Annotated in this window: 13 protein-coding genes and 1 pseudogene; 6 read left to right on the forward strand and 8 right to left on the reverse strand. The window is 68.1% G+C overall.

What is annotated here, in order from left to right; translation table 11 throughout:
* Window positions 1-95: 95 nt before the first annotated feature.
* On the reverse strand, window positions 96-647 hold the full coding sequence (locus E3T37_RS11315; RefSeq protein ID WP_134366884.1) for a hypothetical protein: 552 nt from the start codon (window positions 645-647) through the stop codon (window positions 96-98).
* Between the two features lie 325 nt (window positions 648-972).
* Here E3T37_RS11315 and E3T37_RS11320 point away from each other — a divergent pair, with 325 nt between their 5' ends.
* The 3 genes from E3T37_RS11320 to pgi all read left to right on the forward strand — a co-directional run bounded on the left by E3T37_RS11320 (window position 973) and on the right by pgi (window position 4,042).
* A complete protein-coding gene (locus E3T37_RS11320; protein ID WP_134366885.1) occupies window positions 973-1,218 on the forward strand; it encodes a hypothetical protein in 246 nt (81 codons plus the stop codon).
* Window positions 1,215-2,222 carry an RNA polymerase sigma factor RpoD/SigA gene (locus E3T37_RS11325; protein WP_134366886.1) on the forward strand — a complete coding sequence of 336 codons (1,008 nt, stop codon included), beginning with the start codon at window positions 1,215-1,217 and terminating at the stop codon, window positions 2,220-2,222. The genes E3T37_RS11320 and E3T37_RS11325 overlap by 4 nt, the downstream gene beginning before the upstream one ends.
* A gap of 92 nt (window positions 2,223-2,314) precedes the next feature.
* Complete coding sequence (pgi, locus tag E3T37_RS11330) at window positions 2,315-4,042, forward strand: glucose-6-phosphate isomerase (RefSeq protein WP_134366887.1); 1,728 nt, start codon at window positions 2,315-2,317, stop codon at window positions 4,040-4,042.
* A gap of 382 nt (window positions 4,043-4,424) precedes the next feature.
* Here the strand turns inward: pgi and E3T37_RS11335 are convergent, their stop codons facing one another.
* A complete protein-coding gene (locus E3T37_RS11335; RefSeq protein ID WP_134366888.1) occupies window positions 4,425-6,095 on the reverse strand; it encodes an ABC-F family ATP-binding cassette domain-containing protein in 1,671 nt (556 codons plus the stop codon).
* 75 nt (window positions 6,096-6,170) lie between these two features.
* Window positions 6,171-6,431, reverse strand: a complete 261-nt coding sequence (locus E3T37_RS11340; protein ID WP_134366889.1) for a zinc-ribbon domain-containing protein — start codon at window positions 6,429-6,431, stop codon at window positions 6,171-6,173.
* 184 nt (window positions 6,432-6,615) lie between these two features.
* Here E3T37_RS11340 and ppk2 point away from each other — a divergent pair, with 184 nt between their 5' ends.
* Window positions 6,616-7,440, forward strand: coding sequence for a polyphosphate kinase 2 (gene ppk2, locus E3T37_RS11345; protein WP_198416036.1), 825 nt, complete (start codon window positions 6,616-6,618; stop codon window positions 7,438-7,440).
* A 30-nt stretch (window positions 7,441-7,470) separates the two neighbouring features.
* Here ppk2 and E3T37_RS11350 read toward each other — a convergent pair whose 3' ends face one another.
* Entirely contained in the window at window positions 7,471-7,692 is a 222-nt protein-coding gene (locus E3T37_RS11350; RefSeq protein ID WP_134366890.1) for a CDGSH iron-sulfur domain-containing protein, read from the reverse strand.
* Entirely contained in the window at window positions 7,689-8,777 is a 1,089-nt protein-coding gene (locus E3T37_RS11355) for an iron-containing redox enzyme family protein (RefSeq protein WP_134366891.1), read from the reverse strand. Before E3T37_RS11355 ends, E3T37_RS11350 begins: the two co-directional genes overlap by 4 nt.
* A gap of 195 nt (window positions 8,778-8,972) precedes the next feature.
* On the opposite strand from E3T37_RS11355, the pseudogene E3T37_RS11360 reads away from it, so the two are divergent.
* Window positions 8,973-9,926: pseudogene (locus E3T37_RS11360) on the forward strand (oxidoreductase).
* 12 nt (window positions 9,927-9,938) lie between these two features.
* On the opposite strand, the gene E3T37_RS11365 reads toward E3T37_RS11360, so the two are convergent.
* Entirely contained in the window at window positions 9,939-10,937 is a 999-nt protein-coding gene (locus E3T37_RS11365) for a nucleoside hydrolase (RefSeq protein WP_134366892.1), read from the reverse strand.
* A gap of 55 nt (window positions 10,938-10,992) precedes the next feature.
* On the reverse strand, window positions 10,993-12,387 hold the full coding sequence (locus tag E3T37_RS11370) for an MFS transporter (RefSeq protein WP_134366893.1): 1,395 nt from the start codon (window positions 12,385-12,387) through the stop codon (window positions 10,993-10,995).
* A gap of 113 nt (window positions 12,388-12,500) precedes the next feature.
* Between E3T37_RS11370 and E3T37_RS11375 the strand changes: the two genes are divergently transcribed.
* On the forward strand, window positions 12,501-13,298 hold the full coding sequence (locus tag E3T37_RS11375) for a GntR family transcriptional regulator (RefSeq protein WP_134366894.1): 798 nt from the start codon (window positions 12,501-12,503) through the stop codon (window positions 13,296-13,298).
* A gap of 7 nt (window positions 13,299-13,305) precedes the next feature.
* Here E3T37_RS11375 and E3T37_RS16875 read toward each other — a convergent pair.
* The coding region (locus E3T37_RS16875) for an SCO7613 C-terminal domain-containing membrane protein (protein ID WP_370292462.1) at window positions 13,306-14,981 on the reverse strand (1,676 nt) is incomplete at its 5' end.

A 14,981-nucleotide genomic window follows, 5' to 3' on the forward strand; every position in this document is an offset into this window, starting at 1 on the left:
AACACCCTCCGCCTTCGATTAACAGCGTCCACGCCGGGCCAGTCCGATCTGACTAGACGTGTACCGCTACCGACAATCGATTAGGACTCACTCATCTAGCGGGAGTCTGGTGCGAACCGCGCAATCCACCCGGCAACCGGTCGCTGCTGCTCACCCTGTTGGGCGGAAAGCACGATCATGATCACCGTGAGAGCGGGCGTCACCCACTGCAGCACCCGCTGCTGCCGCTGGGCCGACTCAAGCTCCGCAGACACGCCCGGACCGGCCTCGGTGGTTCCGGCGGTCGCCTCTCCCGAATGCTCACTCATCTTCTTGCCGAGAATGCCGGAGTACAGCGCTGTGCCCGCGGCCACACCAGCGATGGCAAGTTCCAGGACCGTGTTCCTGCGACTATCCGACTGGCCGGCCAGACGTGCCTTGTTGCCGAGAATCAGGCCCGCGCCGCCCGCGGCGTATGCGGCAAGCGCAGCCACCTGCACCGGCGCCCACCTCTTCCACCCCTGGCTGGCCAGGGCCACGCGTTCCCGAGGATCCCTGGCGGTCGAAGCGCTCCCGTTGAGCCCGACGGCGCCCATCAAGGCGCCCCCTGACCACAGCGCCAATCCCACATCATGCAGACTTCGAACAACGGTATTGCGTCCAGTCACGGAGTACTCCTCATCGGTGCGATTCGCCTTCCCGTACGGGCATGTACAGGGATAGGTACTACCTATGACGCTTGCCGACGCCGATCTCTCATGCCCCGACGCGGGCTGCCACTGACTGTCTCAGGTTCCTCCCAGCCTTGGTCGAAGTAGACGGAGCAGGAAGTGCTTGCTCGCGCGCGGAGGCTGGACAGGCTGCCGGGTTTGCAATCCGGCGACTGGGCGTGTTGCCAGGGGGTCGCAGATCGGTTTGCCTGGGCGATTTTGCCTCTTGAGAAGGCTCCGCTCGGTGTGTATTCTCGTTTCTCAAATCTTCGAATAGGTCTCTATGTTTAAATATGACAATTCCTCACGTCCCGGCGGTGACGTGAATGTCACCGCGTTGACTCCCACCGCCTGGCAAGTTCAGGATCGTCGAAGAACGGGCGGTGACGGACCGGTTCTGCTGGGTTTTATCCAGCAATTCAGTGACGTTTTTGAGGTCATGAATGTGACGCGGCCGTTGGAGAGAACGTACGTGTCGTCCCTGGCCGGCGCAGTGGCGAGCATCACGGGCGGGACGGTCACCCAGTGAGCTCACCGGTCCAGGCCACCTTATCCGACAAATCGGAATCCGCCGCCGAACCGGCCCAACCCCTTCTGCACGCGGCCCAGTCGGCCGCCACGACGACGCGATTGGGTCGGGGGCCGACGGATACGTTCGGTTTCTACCTGCGCAAGATCGGCATGGTCGCGCTTCTGGCTGCGGAGGAGGAGGTCGACCTGGCCCGGCGGATGGAGGTGGGCCTGTTCGCGGCTGAGAGACTCGCCCGGGGTGTCGCCGATCCGGACGCGGACCGGGACCTGACCTGGCTCGCCCGGGACGGCGATCGGGCGAAGAAACGGTTCATCGAAGCAAACCTGCGCCTGGTGGTCAGCGTCGCCAAACAGTACTCCGGCCGCGGGATTCCGATCATGGATCTCGTTCAGGACGGTAACCTCGGGCTGCTGCGCGCGGTGGAGAAATTCGATTTCATGACGGGGTACAAATTCTCCACCTACGGAATCTGGTGGATCCGGCAGTCCATCCACCGGGGCATGGTCGGCGCCGCACGAACCATACGCCTCCCGGTGCACACCGTTGAGAAACTCAACAAGATCAAGCGCATCGGCCGCGATCTCACCGGCACTCTCCACCGCGAACCCACTCTGGCGGAGCTGGCCGAGGCGTGCCGGACGCCGATCGCCGAGGTGCGGGCTCTGCTCGACTATGACCTTGAACCTATCTCGTTCCAGGCCCCGCTCGGAGAGGGTCTGGCCGACATATCCGAACTGATCATGGACGACGACCTGCCCCAGCCGGAGGAATACGCGGCACTTGCCCTGCGCCGGTCGGACATCACGTTCCATCTCGATGCACTGCCCACACGGGAGCGCACGATTCTGGAAGCCCGGTTCGGGTTCAATGGCGACCAGCCTCGCACGCTCGACCAGATCGCCGCCCGTGAGGGTGTGACTCGGGAACGAATCCGCCAGATCGAGAAACGGGCCCTTGCGATGATGCGCGTGCCGGCCCTGGAGCTCTACCTCAGGGAGTGAGGAAGCCTGCCGCCGCAATAGGCTGGTAAGTGATCCGCCTCGCGTTGCGGGAGTCGCGGGCACTTTGCTGTTCCGGCATCCAGGAGAAACCCATGACCGAATCCGCCCCCGTTGATCCCACGTCCACCGAAGCCTGGAGTCAACTCGCCGCCATCGCCGACGGCTTTTCCCCGGATCTCCGCGGTTGGTTCGACACCGACCCAGGACGAGCCGGTCGATACACCTTTCAAGCAGCCGACCTCACCATCGACCTGTCGAAGAATCTCCTGACCGACGAGATCTTGACGCACCTAGTGCAGCTCGCGAAGGAGATCGACGTCTCCGGTCGATTCCAGGCCATGATCGCCGGCGAACACATCAACGTGACCGAAGACCGCGCGGTTCTCCACACTGCGCTGCGCCGCCCGAAGGACGGCGCAGACCTCGTGCCGCCGAAGGGCTTCGTGGTAGATGGTGAGGACGTCGACGCCGAGGTGCACGCCACCCTCGACAAGGTTTACGCATTTGCAGAAAAGGTTCGGTCCGGTGCCTGGACCGGTATCACCGGCAAACGCATCACGACGGTCGTCAACATCGGGATCGGCGGTTCCGACCTCGGCCCCGTGATGGTCTACGAAGCGCTGAAGCCGTATGTGCAAGCAGGCCTCGAGTGCCTTTTCGTCTCGAACATCGACCCGACCGACGTCTACGAGAAGACGGCGGACCTCGACCCTGAGACCACCCTCTTCATCGTGGCGTCAAAGACGTTCGGCACCCTCGAGACGCTCACGAACGCCCGTCTGGCCCGAGAGTGGCTCTGGAAGCAGCTCCTCAGCTCAGGTGCCATCGTCGATACGGACACCGCCCGCGTCGAGGCCGTCGCCAAGCACTTCGTCGCCGTTTCGACCGCTCTCGACAAGGTCGCGGCATTCGGCATCGATCCCGAGAACGTCTTCGGATTCTGGGACTGGGTCGGCGGTCGTTTCTCGGTCGACTCTGCCATCGGCACTTCCGTGGTCGTCGCCATCGGCCCTGACAATTGGCGCGAATTCCTTTCCGGCTTCCACGTCCTCGACGAGCACATGCGAACAGCGCCCCTCGAGCAGAACGTTCCCGTCCTGATGGGACTGCTCAACGTCTGGTACTCCAACTTCCTCAAGGCCCAGAGCCACGCTGTGCTCCCCTACGCACAGAATCTCCACCGATTCCCGGCCTACCTGCAACAGCTCACGATGGAATCGAACGGGAAGAGCGTCCGGTGGGATGGGTCACCTGTCACGACCGATACCGGCGAGATCTTCTGGGGCGAACCGGGTACGAATGGTCAGCACGCTTTCTACCAGCTCCTCCACCAGGGCACGCGCCTGGTCCCCGCGGACTTCATCGCCGTCGCGAACCCTGCCCACGCGCTCAAGGACGAGACCGGCGACGGTAGCGCCGTTGAGCCCGGCCAGGACGTCCACGCACTGTTCATGGCGAACTTCTTCGCCCAGACCAAGGCGCTCGCATTCGGTAGAACGGCCGCAGAGGTGCGCGCCTCAGGTGCCGACGAGTCGGTCGTGTCGGCCCGCGAGTTCAGCGGAAACCGGCCGACCACGTCGATCCTTGCGCCGGCCCTCACCCCGAGCGTCGTCGGCCAGCTCATCGCCCTGTACGAGCACATTGTCTTCACCGAAGGCACGATCTGGGGCATCGACTCATTCGACCAATGGGGGGTCGAGCTTGGAAAGCAGCTTGCGCAACAGATCGCTCCTGCAGTTGAAGGGAATGTGGACGCTCTCGAATCCCAGGACTCGTCCACGAAGGCCCTGATCGTGAAGTACCTCGAGTTGCGAGACTGACGTCAGGAAGGCCGGGTCATGTCGCCCGCAGCCGCGGCGACACCCGTCGAGCGGTAGCGCAGGAGAACTGCGCCCTTCTCCGAAGCGGCCTCTGCAGCGAGCAGTTCCAGCGACACGGGCGGTCCGTCGGCGCTGAACAGGCCATCGCCGATCCGGCCCGAACGAATTCGACGGAGATTCTGCCGAAATCGGTCCAGAACCGTTCGAAACCGTGGTTTTAGGCCACAATCTCCGTCGAATTGGTTCGAGACCGGGCCCGAGGCGAGAACGGGCCCGAGGCGAGACCGGGCCCGAGGCGAGACCGAGACTGAGCCCGGCGCCTGGGCCGCAGTCACTTGGGCCTCGGTCACTCTAGGCCTCAGGCGCTCAGGCGCTCAGGCGCTCAGGCCTCGGTCACGGTCCCGCGGTCGACGCTCCAGTGCCGGTCCGTGTGAACGGTGGCCAGCATCCGTCGGTCGTGGGTGACCAGCAGGAGTGTGCCCTCATAGGCCTCCAGCGCCTGCTCGAGTTGTTCGATCGCGGCCAGGTCGAGGTGGTTCGTGGGCTCGTCGAGCACCAGCAGGTTGACGCCGCGCGCCTGCAGCAGGGCCAGGCCGGCTCGGGTGCGCTCGCCGGGGGAGAGATCGTCGGCCGCACGGTTGACGTGGTCGGCCTTGAGGCCGAACTTCGCGAGCAGCGTGCGCACCTCGGCCGTGGCCAGGTCGGGCACGAGGCCCTCGAACGCTGACGCGAGGGGCGCGTCACCGGACAGGAGCGCCCTGGCCTGATCGATCTCGCCGATGGCGACGCGGGAACCCAGGCTCGCGGTGCCGGCATCCGGGGCCTGCCGCCCGAGGAGCGCGCGCAGCAGGGTGGTCTTGCCGGCGCCGTTGGGGCCGGTGATGCCGATGCGCTCGCCGGCGTTGATCTGCAGTGAGACCGGCCCGAGGGTGAAGTCCCCCTGGTGGAGCACGGCGTTGCTCAGCGTGGAGACCACGGTGCTCGAGCGGGGAGCGCTGCCGATCGTGAACTCGAGCTGCCACTCCTTGCGCGGCTCGTCGACCTCCTCCAGGCGCGCGATGCGGCTCTCCATCTGGCGCACCTTCTGCGCCTGCTTCTCGCTGGACTCGGAGGATGCCTTGCGCCGGAGCTTGTCGTTGTCCGGGGCCTTCTTCATGGCGTTCCGAACGCCCTGGCTCGACCATTCACGCTGGGTGCGGGCCCGACCGACCAGGTCAGCCTTCTTCTCCGCGAACTCGTCGTAGTGCTCCCGCTTGTGGCGGCGGTCCGTGTCGCGCTCCTCGAGGTAGGAGTCGTAGCCGCCGCCGAAGACCCGGTTCGCGCCCTGGGCGAGGTCGAGTTCGAGCACCCGGGTGACGCAGCGGGCCAGGAACTCGCGGTCGTGGCTGACGAGCACCACGCCGCCACGGAGGCCACGGACGAAGGCTTCGAGCCGCTCCAGCCCGTCCAGGTCGAGGTCGTTCGTGGGCTCGTCGAGCAGCACGATGTCGAATCGGGAGAGCAGCAGTGCGGCGAGCCCGACCCGGGCTGCCTGCCCGCCGGAGAGCGAGGTCATCAGGGTGTTCTCGGCCAGATCGGTGCCCAGCGCGAGGCCGAGGTCGGCGAGCACCACCGGCAGGCGGTCGTCGAGGTCGGCGGCGCCGCTGGCCAGCCAGCGTTCGAGCGCGACGGAGTACACGTCGGCGGGGTCCAGGCCGTCGGCCCGGGGCGTCGGCGCCGGGTCGCCGAGAGCGGATGCCGCCTCGTCCATCTCGGTCGTCGCGGCGGTGCAGCCGGTGCGGCGGGCCAGATAGCCGGCCACGGTCTCGCCCGGGAGCCGCTCGAGTTCCTGCGGCAGCCAGCCGACGAAGGCGTCGGCGGGGGCGAGGCTGACGCTGCCGGCCTGCGGTTCGGTCAGGCCGGCCAGCAGTCGCAGCAGGGTGGACTTGCCGGACCCGTTCACGCCGACGACGCCCACGACGTCGCCCGGTGCCACGGTGAGGTCGAGCGAGTCGAAGAGGGTGCGGTGCGCGTACCCGCCGGCGAGGCCCTGGGCCACGAGTGTTGCGGTCATCCGTCTATTTTCTCATTGTCGTGGTCTGGAGCCTGCACCCGGACTTCCCGGGTGCAGGCGGTTCCCATGCGGACGCTAGATCGCGGGGTGCGTGCGCGCCCATTCCAGTGAATGTGAATGGCGGGCCTGAGCGGCCGTCAGCTTGGTGGTGCCGCCGCAGTGGGTACAGGTGTTCGAGTAGGTCGTCGACAGCGGAAACAGCGGTATGAAGAACAGGGTCAGCCTGAGGGAGTTCCTGACCACCTGTTGCTCGGCGAGGGTTCCGCAGTATCCGCATACGAACGAGACGCTGTTCATCAGTGCCGGGTGGGCACGAGTGCCGAAGAGAAGAAACATGGGCTGGCTCCAAAGTGTCTGCGCGGGATGGTCGTGGCGGATATTAGGGTGAGAAATCTGGTGATCACTGACAGTCAGGCCGTAGATCGTGGATCTGCGCGCCGTATCCCGTCTTTCAACCACGGGGCACTTAGGATCAGTCCGGCCGCAAGGCAGGACCATTGCCGACGCTGAAAGGATCCCCGTGTCAAAGTCGAAGAAGGCCGGCGCCGTCAAACGCGTTTCCAAGCCCCTGTATGAGCAAGAACTGGAACGGTTGCAGGCCGAGCTGGTCGGTATGCAGCAGTGGGTCATCGAAACCGGCGCGCGCGTGCTGGTCATCTTCGAGGGCCGAGACGCCGCGGGCAAGGGTGGCGCCATCAAACGGATTGTCCAGTACCTCAATCCGCGTTCCGCTCGCGTCGTCGCACTCCCCGCTCCGAGCGAGCGAGAGCAGAAGCAATGGTATTTCCAGCGATACATCGAGCGGCTCCCCACCGCCGGAGAAATCGTGCTGATGGACCGTTCCTGGTACAACCGCGGCGGCGTCGAACGGGTGATGGGGTATTGCACGGATGAGCAGTACCACCGGTTTCTGGAACAGGTCCCCCAGGTGGAACGGATGCTGGTTGACGACGGGATCATTCTGGTCAAGTTCTGGTTCTCGGTGTCCGACACGGTTCAGGAAGAACGGTTTCGTTCCCGTCTGGAGGATCCGATGCGCCGGTGGAAGCTCTCCGACACGGACCTCTTTTCGATCACCCGCTGGGAGGACTACTCGCGGGCCAAGGACGCCATGTTCGCGGCGACGGACCTGTCTTATGCGCCGTGGTGGACGATCGAGAGCGATGACAAGCGCGCGTCCCGGATCAACTCGATCAAGCACCTTCTGACCGAAATCCCCTACGAGCATCGGGAACCGGAAAAAGTGACGATCCCCGATCGTCCGCAGGCAACCGAATACGAACGGCCTCCTCAGGACCAGGCGAACTTCGTCAAGAATCACGCCAAGAAGCTGAAGAAGAAATAGCACGGGAACCACCGAGGCCGGGCCGTCCGATCAGGTCTGATCGGGTGGCCCGGTCGTGAACCCGACGAGCTTGTGGGTGCCGTCACAGAACGGCTTGATGGCGGACGCCCCGCACCGGCAGAGGGCAAGGGTTCGGCGGGTTCGGGGAATCACGGCGTTGTCTTCCGAGCGGAGCTCGAAATCGCCCCGCACGAGCAGTGGGCCGTCCGGGCAGGCCGTGATTGTGGCGGGTTGAACGTCGGCCGGGCTCACGGCGCTGCGACGGCGCTCAGGTGGGCAACGCCCACGGCCGGGAACCGTAACGAGGACAGATCATCTTTCCACCGGCCGAGCATGTGGTCGGCCACCAGGCCGTCCATGGTCAGGCAGACGCTGGCGCCGAACATGATGTCGCCCAGCAGGGCGGGGTCGTCCTCGGCCAGCGATCCGGCGAGATCCCGGCCGGCTATTTGTTCGTGAACGGCGTCCGCTTCGACGTGTTCGTCGAAGTAGCGGGTCACATCCGACTCGAAACCGAGTCGCTGAAATCCATCCGCATAGAGACGGCTGGGTATGGCCGACGTCATCTCGAATGCCGCCAGGTGCCCCACGAGCGCACCTCTCAGGCGACGATTGAGCCCGAACATGGACATCGTATTGAACGAGGCCAGGGTGATCGCCGGCACCGAGTCGACGTAGGCTGCGTACCGGTCGTCGAGCCCCAGCCCCCGCATGGTGGAGGCGAAGAGCACGGAGTGCATGCGCTCGACGTCGCCGCCGCCGTATTCGTCGGCCTGGATCTCGATCAGCGCAGCCTTCGCCCGCCCGGTGAGACGGGGGATCGCCCACGAATGCGGGTCGGCTTCTTTGAGGGTGTACACGGAGCGGTGCACGACGAACTCGATGGCCTGTTCACGGGTGGCCTGTCGAGAAAGATACCTGGCTAGGCTCGGACCCTGATCGTTGCAGGTGAGAACGAACAGGGCCCGTGCGACAGTGTCGCGGGTGGGCGCGGGCAACGGCGGTTGAGCCACCGAGTGCCGGAGTTGCGCCTCAAGGGCATTTTCGATCAGGATTCGCGCGGCGATGGTCGACGGATGCCACTCCCACTTCTCGTCACCGGGAACGACGCCGCCGTAGTGCAGGCCGTAGAGCACAAAAAGGGTGAGCTGCAGGTCGTCGTCCACCATGACGAAGCCGCTGCAGTCGATGGCGGCAGCGACTGCGGTCTCAAAGTCGGTCAGCAGGGCCTGTCCCGGTGTCAGCGGGCCGTCCAGAGCGGTCAGGAGCAGGTCGCTCAACGGTCCGCGCGCGCAGAACGAGGCGCGGGTGAGGGTGTTCGTGTCGATGGGGAGCATGGGGCCTCGATCAATTTCCAGGGTTGGGTCGCGATTTTCGACCAGTCCCCCCTTAGACGAACACTCGTGGGGATTCGTCATGTCCACCCGGTAAATATAGAGAAATAAGCCGCCCTTGATGCCTGCGAAAGCATCGAGCCCAGCACCATCACGCAGACTGGGGTGACCCTACGTCCACCAGCAGAGGAACTCGACATGGCCGCACCGACCGACACCAGCCCCGGCTGGACCGCCGTCGACATCCCCAACCTCAGCGGCCGGACGGCCATCGTGACGGGGGCGAACTCGGGCCTCGGGTTCGTGACGGCCTCCGAGCTGGCGGCGCACGGCGCATCCGTCACCCTGGCCGTGCGCGATATCGAGCGCGGCGAGGCCGCGGCCGAGCGGCTGCGCGCCGCCGCACCGGATGCCGCGGTGCGGGTGCGCGCGCTGGATCTGGCGAGCCTGGCCTCGGTTCGCGCCTTCGCCGAGACCTGAGCGGCCGAGAACCCGGCCGGCCTGGACCTGCTCGTCAACAACGCGGGGGTGATGAACATCCCGAATCGTGCCACCGCGGACGGATTCGAGCTGCAGTTCGGCACCAATCACCTCGGCCACTTCGCCCTGACCGGGCTGCTGCTGCCCTCGCTGCTGTCCTGGCCCGGCGCGCGGGTCGTCACGGTGTCCTCGACCCTGCACCGGCGCGGCAGGCTGAACTTCGACGACCTGATGGGCGCTGCGCGGTACCGCCCCTGGGCCGCCTACGGTCAGAGCAAGCTCGCCAACCTGCTCTTCACGAGCGAGTTGCAGCGTCGCATCGACGAGGCGGGCCGGGCGCTGCTGGCACTCGCCGCGCACCCCGGGTGGGCCGCCACCAACCTGCAGACGGTCGGGGCCGAGATGCGGGGCAGCGCGGTCGAGCACCGTCTCAGCGGGCTCGCCAACCGTTGGCTCGCGCAGCCGGCCGAGATGGGCGCCCTGCCGTCGCTCTACGCGGCCACCGTGCCCGGGCTCGCGGGCGACACCTTCTTCGGCCCGGACGGCCGCGGCCAGCAACGCGGCAACCCCCGACCCGTCGACCGCTCCGTGCGGGCGCAGAATGCGACGGATGCCCGGCGCCTCTGGGAGGTCAGCGAGAGTCTGACCGGCGTGAGGTTCGACCTCGGCTGAGGGCGGGGCGCCTCAGGCGGGCACGGGCACCCGGGCGGGCACGCGCACGTCTGCCCGGGGGAGGGACAGCATCCGTTCGAGCAGCGGAGCCGCGACGCCGCCCCGGAGGGCCAGCACGACCCGGGCCTCGTGGGGGTTCTGGCCGCGGGGCGCGTCGGCGTCCACCAGGTCCTCGACCACGTCCTCGAGCTTGGCGAACCGGGTCTGGCCGCGGCGGGGCCCCGCGCCGGTGTCGACGCAGATGCGGAGGGTCGGCGCCCGCTCGGGTTCGACGTCGCCGGTCGCGAACGCCGCGGCGGCGGAGTTGTGCAGGGCCACCCGAGGGAGGCAGCTGCCGACGATCTCGGCCAGCGCCTGCTGGGTGAGACCGGTGGCGGAGGCCAGGGCCCGCCGGTGGGTGTCGTCGAACGTGTGCCGGCGGGTCGCGTCCAGCGGCACCAGGGTGACCGGCCAGCTGGCGGCGAAGACGTCCGCGGCCGCCGCGGGGTCGGCGGCGATGTTGGCCTCGGCGTACGGGCCCGCGTTGCCCGGAGCGAACACGGCGCCGCCCCTGACGGTCACGCGTCGAACGAGCCGGGGCAGTTCCGGGTCGAGGCAGAGCGCCTCGGCCAGATTCGTCAGCGGGCCGAGCGTGACGATCTCAAGTTCACCCGGGTTCTCGTGCGCGAGCCGGATCAGGAGCTCGGTGGCGCTTTCCTCCACCGGGTGCCGCCGTGATCGTGGCAGCAGAACGTCGCCGATTCCGTTCCGGCCGTGCACAGGGGCCGCGCCGCGCCGCGAGCCCGCGCTCTCCGGGTCGAACCCGCCGACCGCCACGGGGATGGCGTCGCGGCCGGCTGTCTCCAGCAGGTTCAGCGCGTTTGCGGCGGCGATGGCCGCGCTGACTCCGCCGGCCACCGTGCCGATTCCGGCCAGGCGGATGCCCCGCGTCGCCAGCAGGAACGCGAGCGCCAGCGCATCGTCGGGTCCGGTGCCGCAGTCGAGGTAGATCGGGGTCAGGTGGGGAGTCATCGGGTGCTCTCCCTCTCAGTGTTCCGGGCCGGGCGGCCCTGGGTGGAATCCGCTCTCATGCGGCCGGGCGAAGGATCAGGGAGGCGAGGAACGACGCGGCGGTGAGGCCCGCAGAGATCCACAGCGCCGATTGGTAGCCGGCGACGGATGCCGTGGCCACGACCGGTGCGACGAGGGCGATGCCGGTGCCGATCCCGATCCCGAAGCAGGCGCCGTTGAGGCCGGGCAGGGCGCCGCGGGCCTCCGGCGGCGAGTTGAGCACCGACACCCCGTTGACCGAGCTCTGGAACAGCCCGAGGTAGAAGACGCCCATCACGATGAGCAGCCCGAAGACCAGCCAACGGTCGGCCGAGAACAGGGCGAGGGCCACGGCGGTGACCGTGATCAGGCCGCTGCTCAGACGCAGGGAGGTGATCCAGCCGATCCGCACCGCGAGGTAGCCGGAGAAGATCGCCGCGGTGACGCCGACGAAGGCGGTCGGGGTGAGGTAGAGCAGCGCTGACATCGACGCTGAGAGGCCGTACCCGACCCGCTCGTCCTGGCTGAGCATGACCACGGTGAAGTTGAGTGCGGAGAAGACGCCGGCCAGGGTCAGAACCGTGGTGAGCAGCAGCGGCCAGACCTGGCGCGACCGCAGCGCCCGGATGGGGATCAGGGGTCGACGGGTGCGGTTCTCGACCGTGACGAACAGGGCGCCGGCCGCGATCGTGCCGACGAGATAGCCCAGGGTCAGGGCGTCGGACCAGCCGGAGGAGGAGGCCTGCGAGATCAGGCTGGTCAGCAGCACCAGGAACAGCGAGAGGATGCCGGCGCCCCACCAGTCCATCGAGCCGTCCCGGTTCCGGGGCGCATCCAGGGGCACGAAGAGCAAGACGCAGGTGATCGCGGCCAGGCCCAGGCCGAGCGTGATCACGAAGAGGAACCGCCAGCCGATGGTGTCGGTCACGACGCCGCCGAGGAAGCCGTCCAGGCCGAACAGACCGCCGTTGACCGAGGTGATGATGCCCACGGAGATGCCGAACAGCCGGCTGCTCAAGCGCTCGGACAGCAGCAGGAAGGAGATCGTGAAGGTGGCGTTCGACGCGCCCTGCAGCACCCGACCGATCAAGAGCACGGGCAGGCTCGGGGCCAGCGCGCAGATCACGGTGCCGATCAGGAGCAGGGCGAGCACGATCACGAGGCTGCGCTTGCGGCCGAGGAAGTCGCTCCAGCGGGAGAAGACCACGCCGAAGACGGCCCCGGCGAGGAAAAACGTCGACTGCACCCGGGAGACGGCCTGCGTGCTCTCGCCGAGCTGTTCGCCGACGGCCGGCAGAGCCGCGGAGAGCAGGGTGGCGTTGAGCTGGAAGGTCAGGATCGCCAGGACCAGCGTGCCGATCAGCACGCCGACGGGTTGTGGCGCCCGCGTGCGCGGTGGCGCCGCGGTCACGTCGGGGACAAGCACGGACATGAACAGACTCCTTCATTGGAGCAACCACAAGGTCGACATGCTTAGTGTACAGGCTTGTTATACAAGTACGCCAGATGTGCACGATATACTCGACCAACCAATGGGGGAGACGAATGGATCGACGCACCGAGGCGGCCCTGGCCGGGCCGCTCGAAAGCACCGGAGGCATCCCGCTGCGGGTGGCCGTGTACTCGCGAATCACGGAGGCGATCCGCAGCGGAACCCTGCCGATCGCCTCCCTCCTCCCCTCGGAGACCGAGCTCGGCACGGCCATGGGCGTGAGCCGCACGGTCGTGCGCGAGGCTCTCATGCTTCTCGAGGAAGACCGCTTCGTGCGTTCCCGCCGGGGCATCGGGCGCTTCGTCGCCGACCGGCTGCCCCACCTGGGACTGCAGAAGATCCGCCCGATCGAGGTGCTCCTCGGCGAGACCGGTCCGGCCGTTCAGGTCCGGCGCACCCAGACCGCACTCCAGACCACGTCACCCGCGTTCACCGCCGACGCCATCGGCATCCGCCCCGACCAGCCGTCGTGGTTCATCGAGAGCGTCATTTCCCGGGACGGCGCCCCGATCGCCCTGCTCCAGGAACACGTCCCCGGCGAGGGACTGACCCAGCTCGGCGCGGCCGCCGTGAATGCCGTCTCCGCCGGCGGATCCGCCGGCACCCCGGTGAGCAGCGCGCTGGCCGCCCTCATCGCCGTTCTCGGCCCGACCTTCGGACCCGGCGAGACCGACCTCGCGATCGGTGTCCCCGGCGCCACGCGGGGCAGGCTGCTCGGGTTGCCGGCCGCCAGTCCGGTGCTCATCCTCACCCAGGCGCTCGAGCACGACGGGGCGCCGTTCTATCTCTCGAAGACGCTCATCAACACGGTATCCGTGCAGCTGACGATCAGCCACGCGGCGCAGTCCTGACCGGCGGCTACCGCAGTGCTGAGATGCTGAGCGCGATCGACTTGAGGTTTGCGATGCGCTGCTCGTAGCGGGCCGCGAGCACGATCAGGACGACGCCGCCCGCTCCCAGCCACAGCCACCACGGCACCGCGCCGTAGGCCACCGAGATCCAAGGCCAGAGCTGCGCGACCGCGTGGATCAGCAGCACGGCCGCACCGATCAGGAACGGCGCCTGCAGTTTGCGCAGCACGCCGACCACGATCACGACGAGGGCCAGCACCCCGAGTCCCACGACCCGCCAGAGCGGACTCGCGGTGATGTCGAGCAGCAGTGACGACACCAGGAGCACGAGCAGCCCGGGGGCCAGCCACGGCCAGCTGCGCGCGCGGGGCACGGCGTCGAGGTGCAGCCATCCGCTGGCCAGCAGGGCGATGGCCAGCGGCAGGCTCAGGATCTCGACCGTGTCCGGCGCCGACCGCGCGAACCCGGCGACCACTGCCGCCGCGCCGGCGGCGATGGCCACCCAGGAAACCATCCGGCCGAGCCTGCTGTCGTCGTACCGGGAGACCGCCAGGTGCAGGGCGGAGAAGGTCCAGACGACCAGGATCACCCGCACGGGCGCCAACGGCGCGAAGCCGAGGGCGAGCGCCTCCGCCGCGAGGATGCCGACGATCGCCAGCACGACCAGGCCGTAACCGAGGCGCAGGCCCGCGGGATCGGTGGCCTGGTGCCCGCCCGATACTGCGGCGGCGCGTCGGATGCCGGCAACGAGACTCGTCCCGGCGGCCACGACGAGCAGCGCCGCGGGCAGCAGCCAGGCCTCGAGCCGGGCGTCCGGCCCGAGCGGGACCTGCGCCAGCAGGTCGAGGATGCGCGCGCCGGCGGTGATCAGCACGCCGAGCAGCCCCACGACAAGCGCCGGCCAAGCGGCGGCGCTCCAGCGCGGCCGGCGGGTGAGCAGCGCGCCGGAAACGGCGAGGGCCCCGGAAAGCGCGAGCACGAGGACCGGCCGGAGCAGTTCCGCGCCGGTCGAGGTGCCGCCGGCGAACGCGCTCGGCAGCACGGCCAGCCCCAGGCCGAGGGCGACCCCGACCGAGACGGGCCGGCGGGACACGACGGATGGCGCGGCGCCCGTGCCCGGGTTCTCTGCCGGGTTCTGGCCGGCATCCTGGCCGGTATTCTCGCCGGCCGCGGGCAGCAGTCGACCGAGAACGAGGGCCAGGCCCACCGGAACGGTCACGAGCTCGAACGGATCGGTTGCCCCCGTCACCACGGCGCTCGCCATGGCCAGGCCGGCCAGGGCGATGGCCGCGGTGCCCACGGCGGCCGTCAGGGGTGCCCGCGGGCGCCAGACGACCCGAACGTGCAGGGCGGACAGAATGATCACGACCGAGGATGCGCGCAGCCCGGCCACGACGGCGTCCAGCGAGCCGCCGCCTTCGCCGACCCGCCCGAAGGCGGAGATCTCGGCCAGCGTCCCGAGCGAGAGGGCCAGCAGCACCAGCGCGACGCCGGCGAGGCGGCGCAGGCGCCGGGACGCGGCATCCGTCTGGGCGGCCAGCAGGAAGGCGCCCGCGATCAGGGCGGCGAGGGGAAGCAGCCAGTATTCGAGCCGCGCGGCGGGGGCTCCGGATTCGCCGAGCACCGCGCCCGCCTGCACGACGCTCGTCAGCGCCAGCCCGATCGCGCCGCCGGCGGCCGCGG

Source organism: Cryobacterium sp. TMT2-10, from assembly GCF_004403075.1.
GTDB lineage: Bacteria > Actinomycetota > Actinomycetes > Actinomycetales > Microbacteriaceae > Cryobacterium > Cryobacterium shii.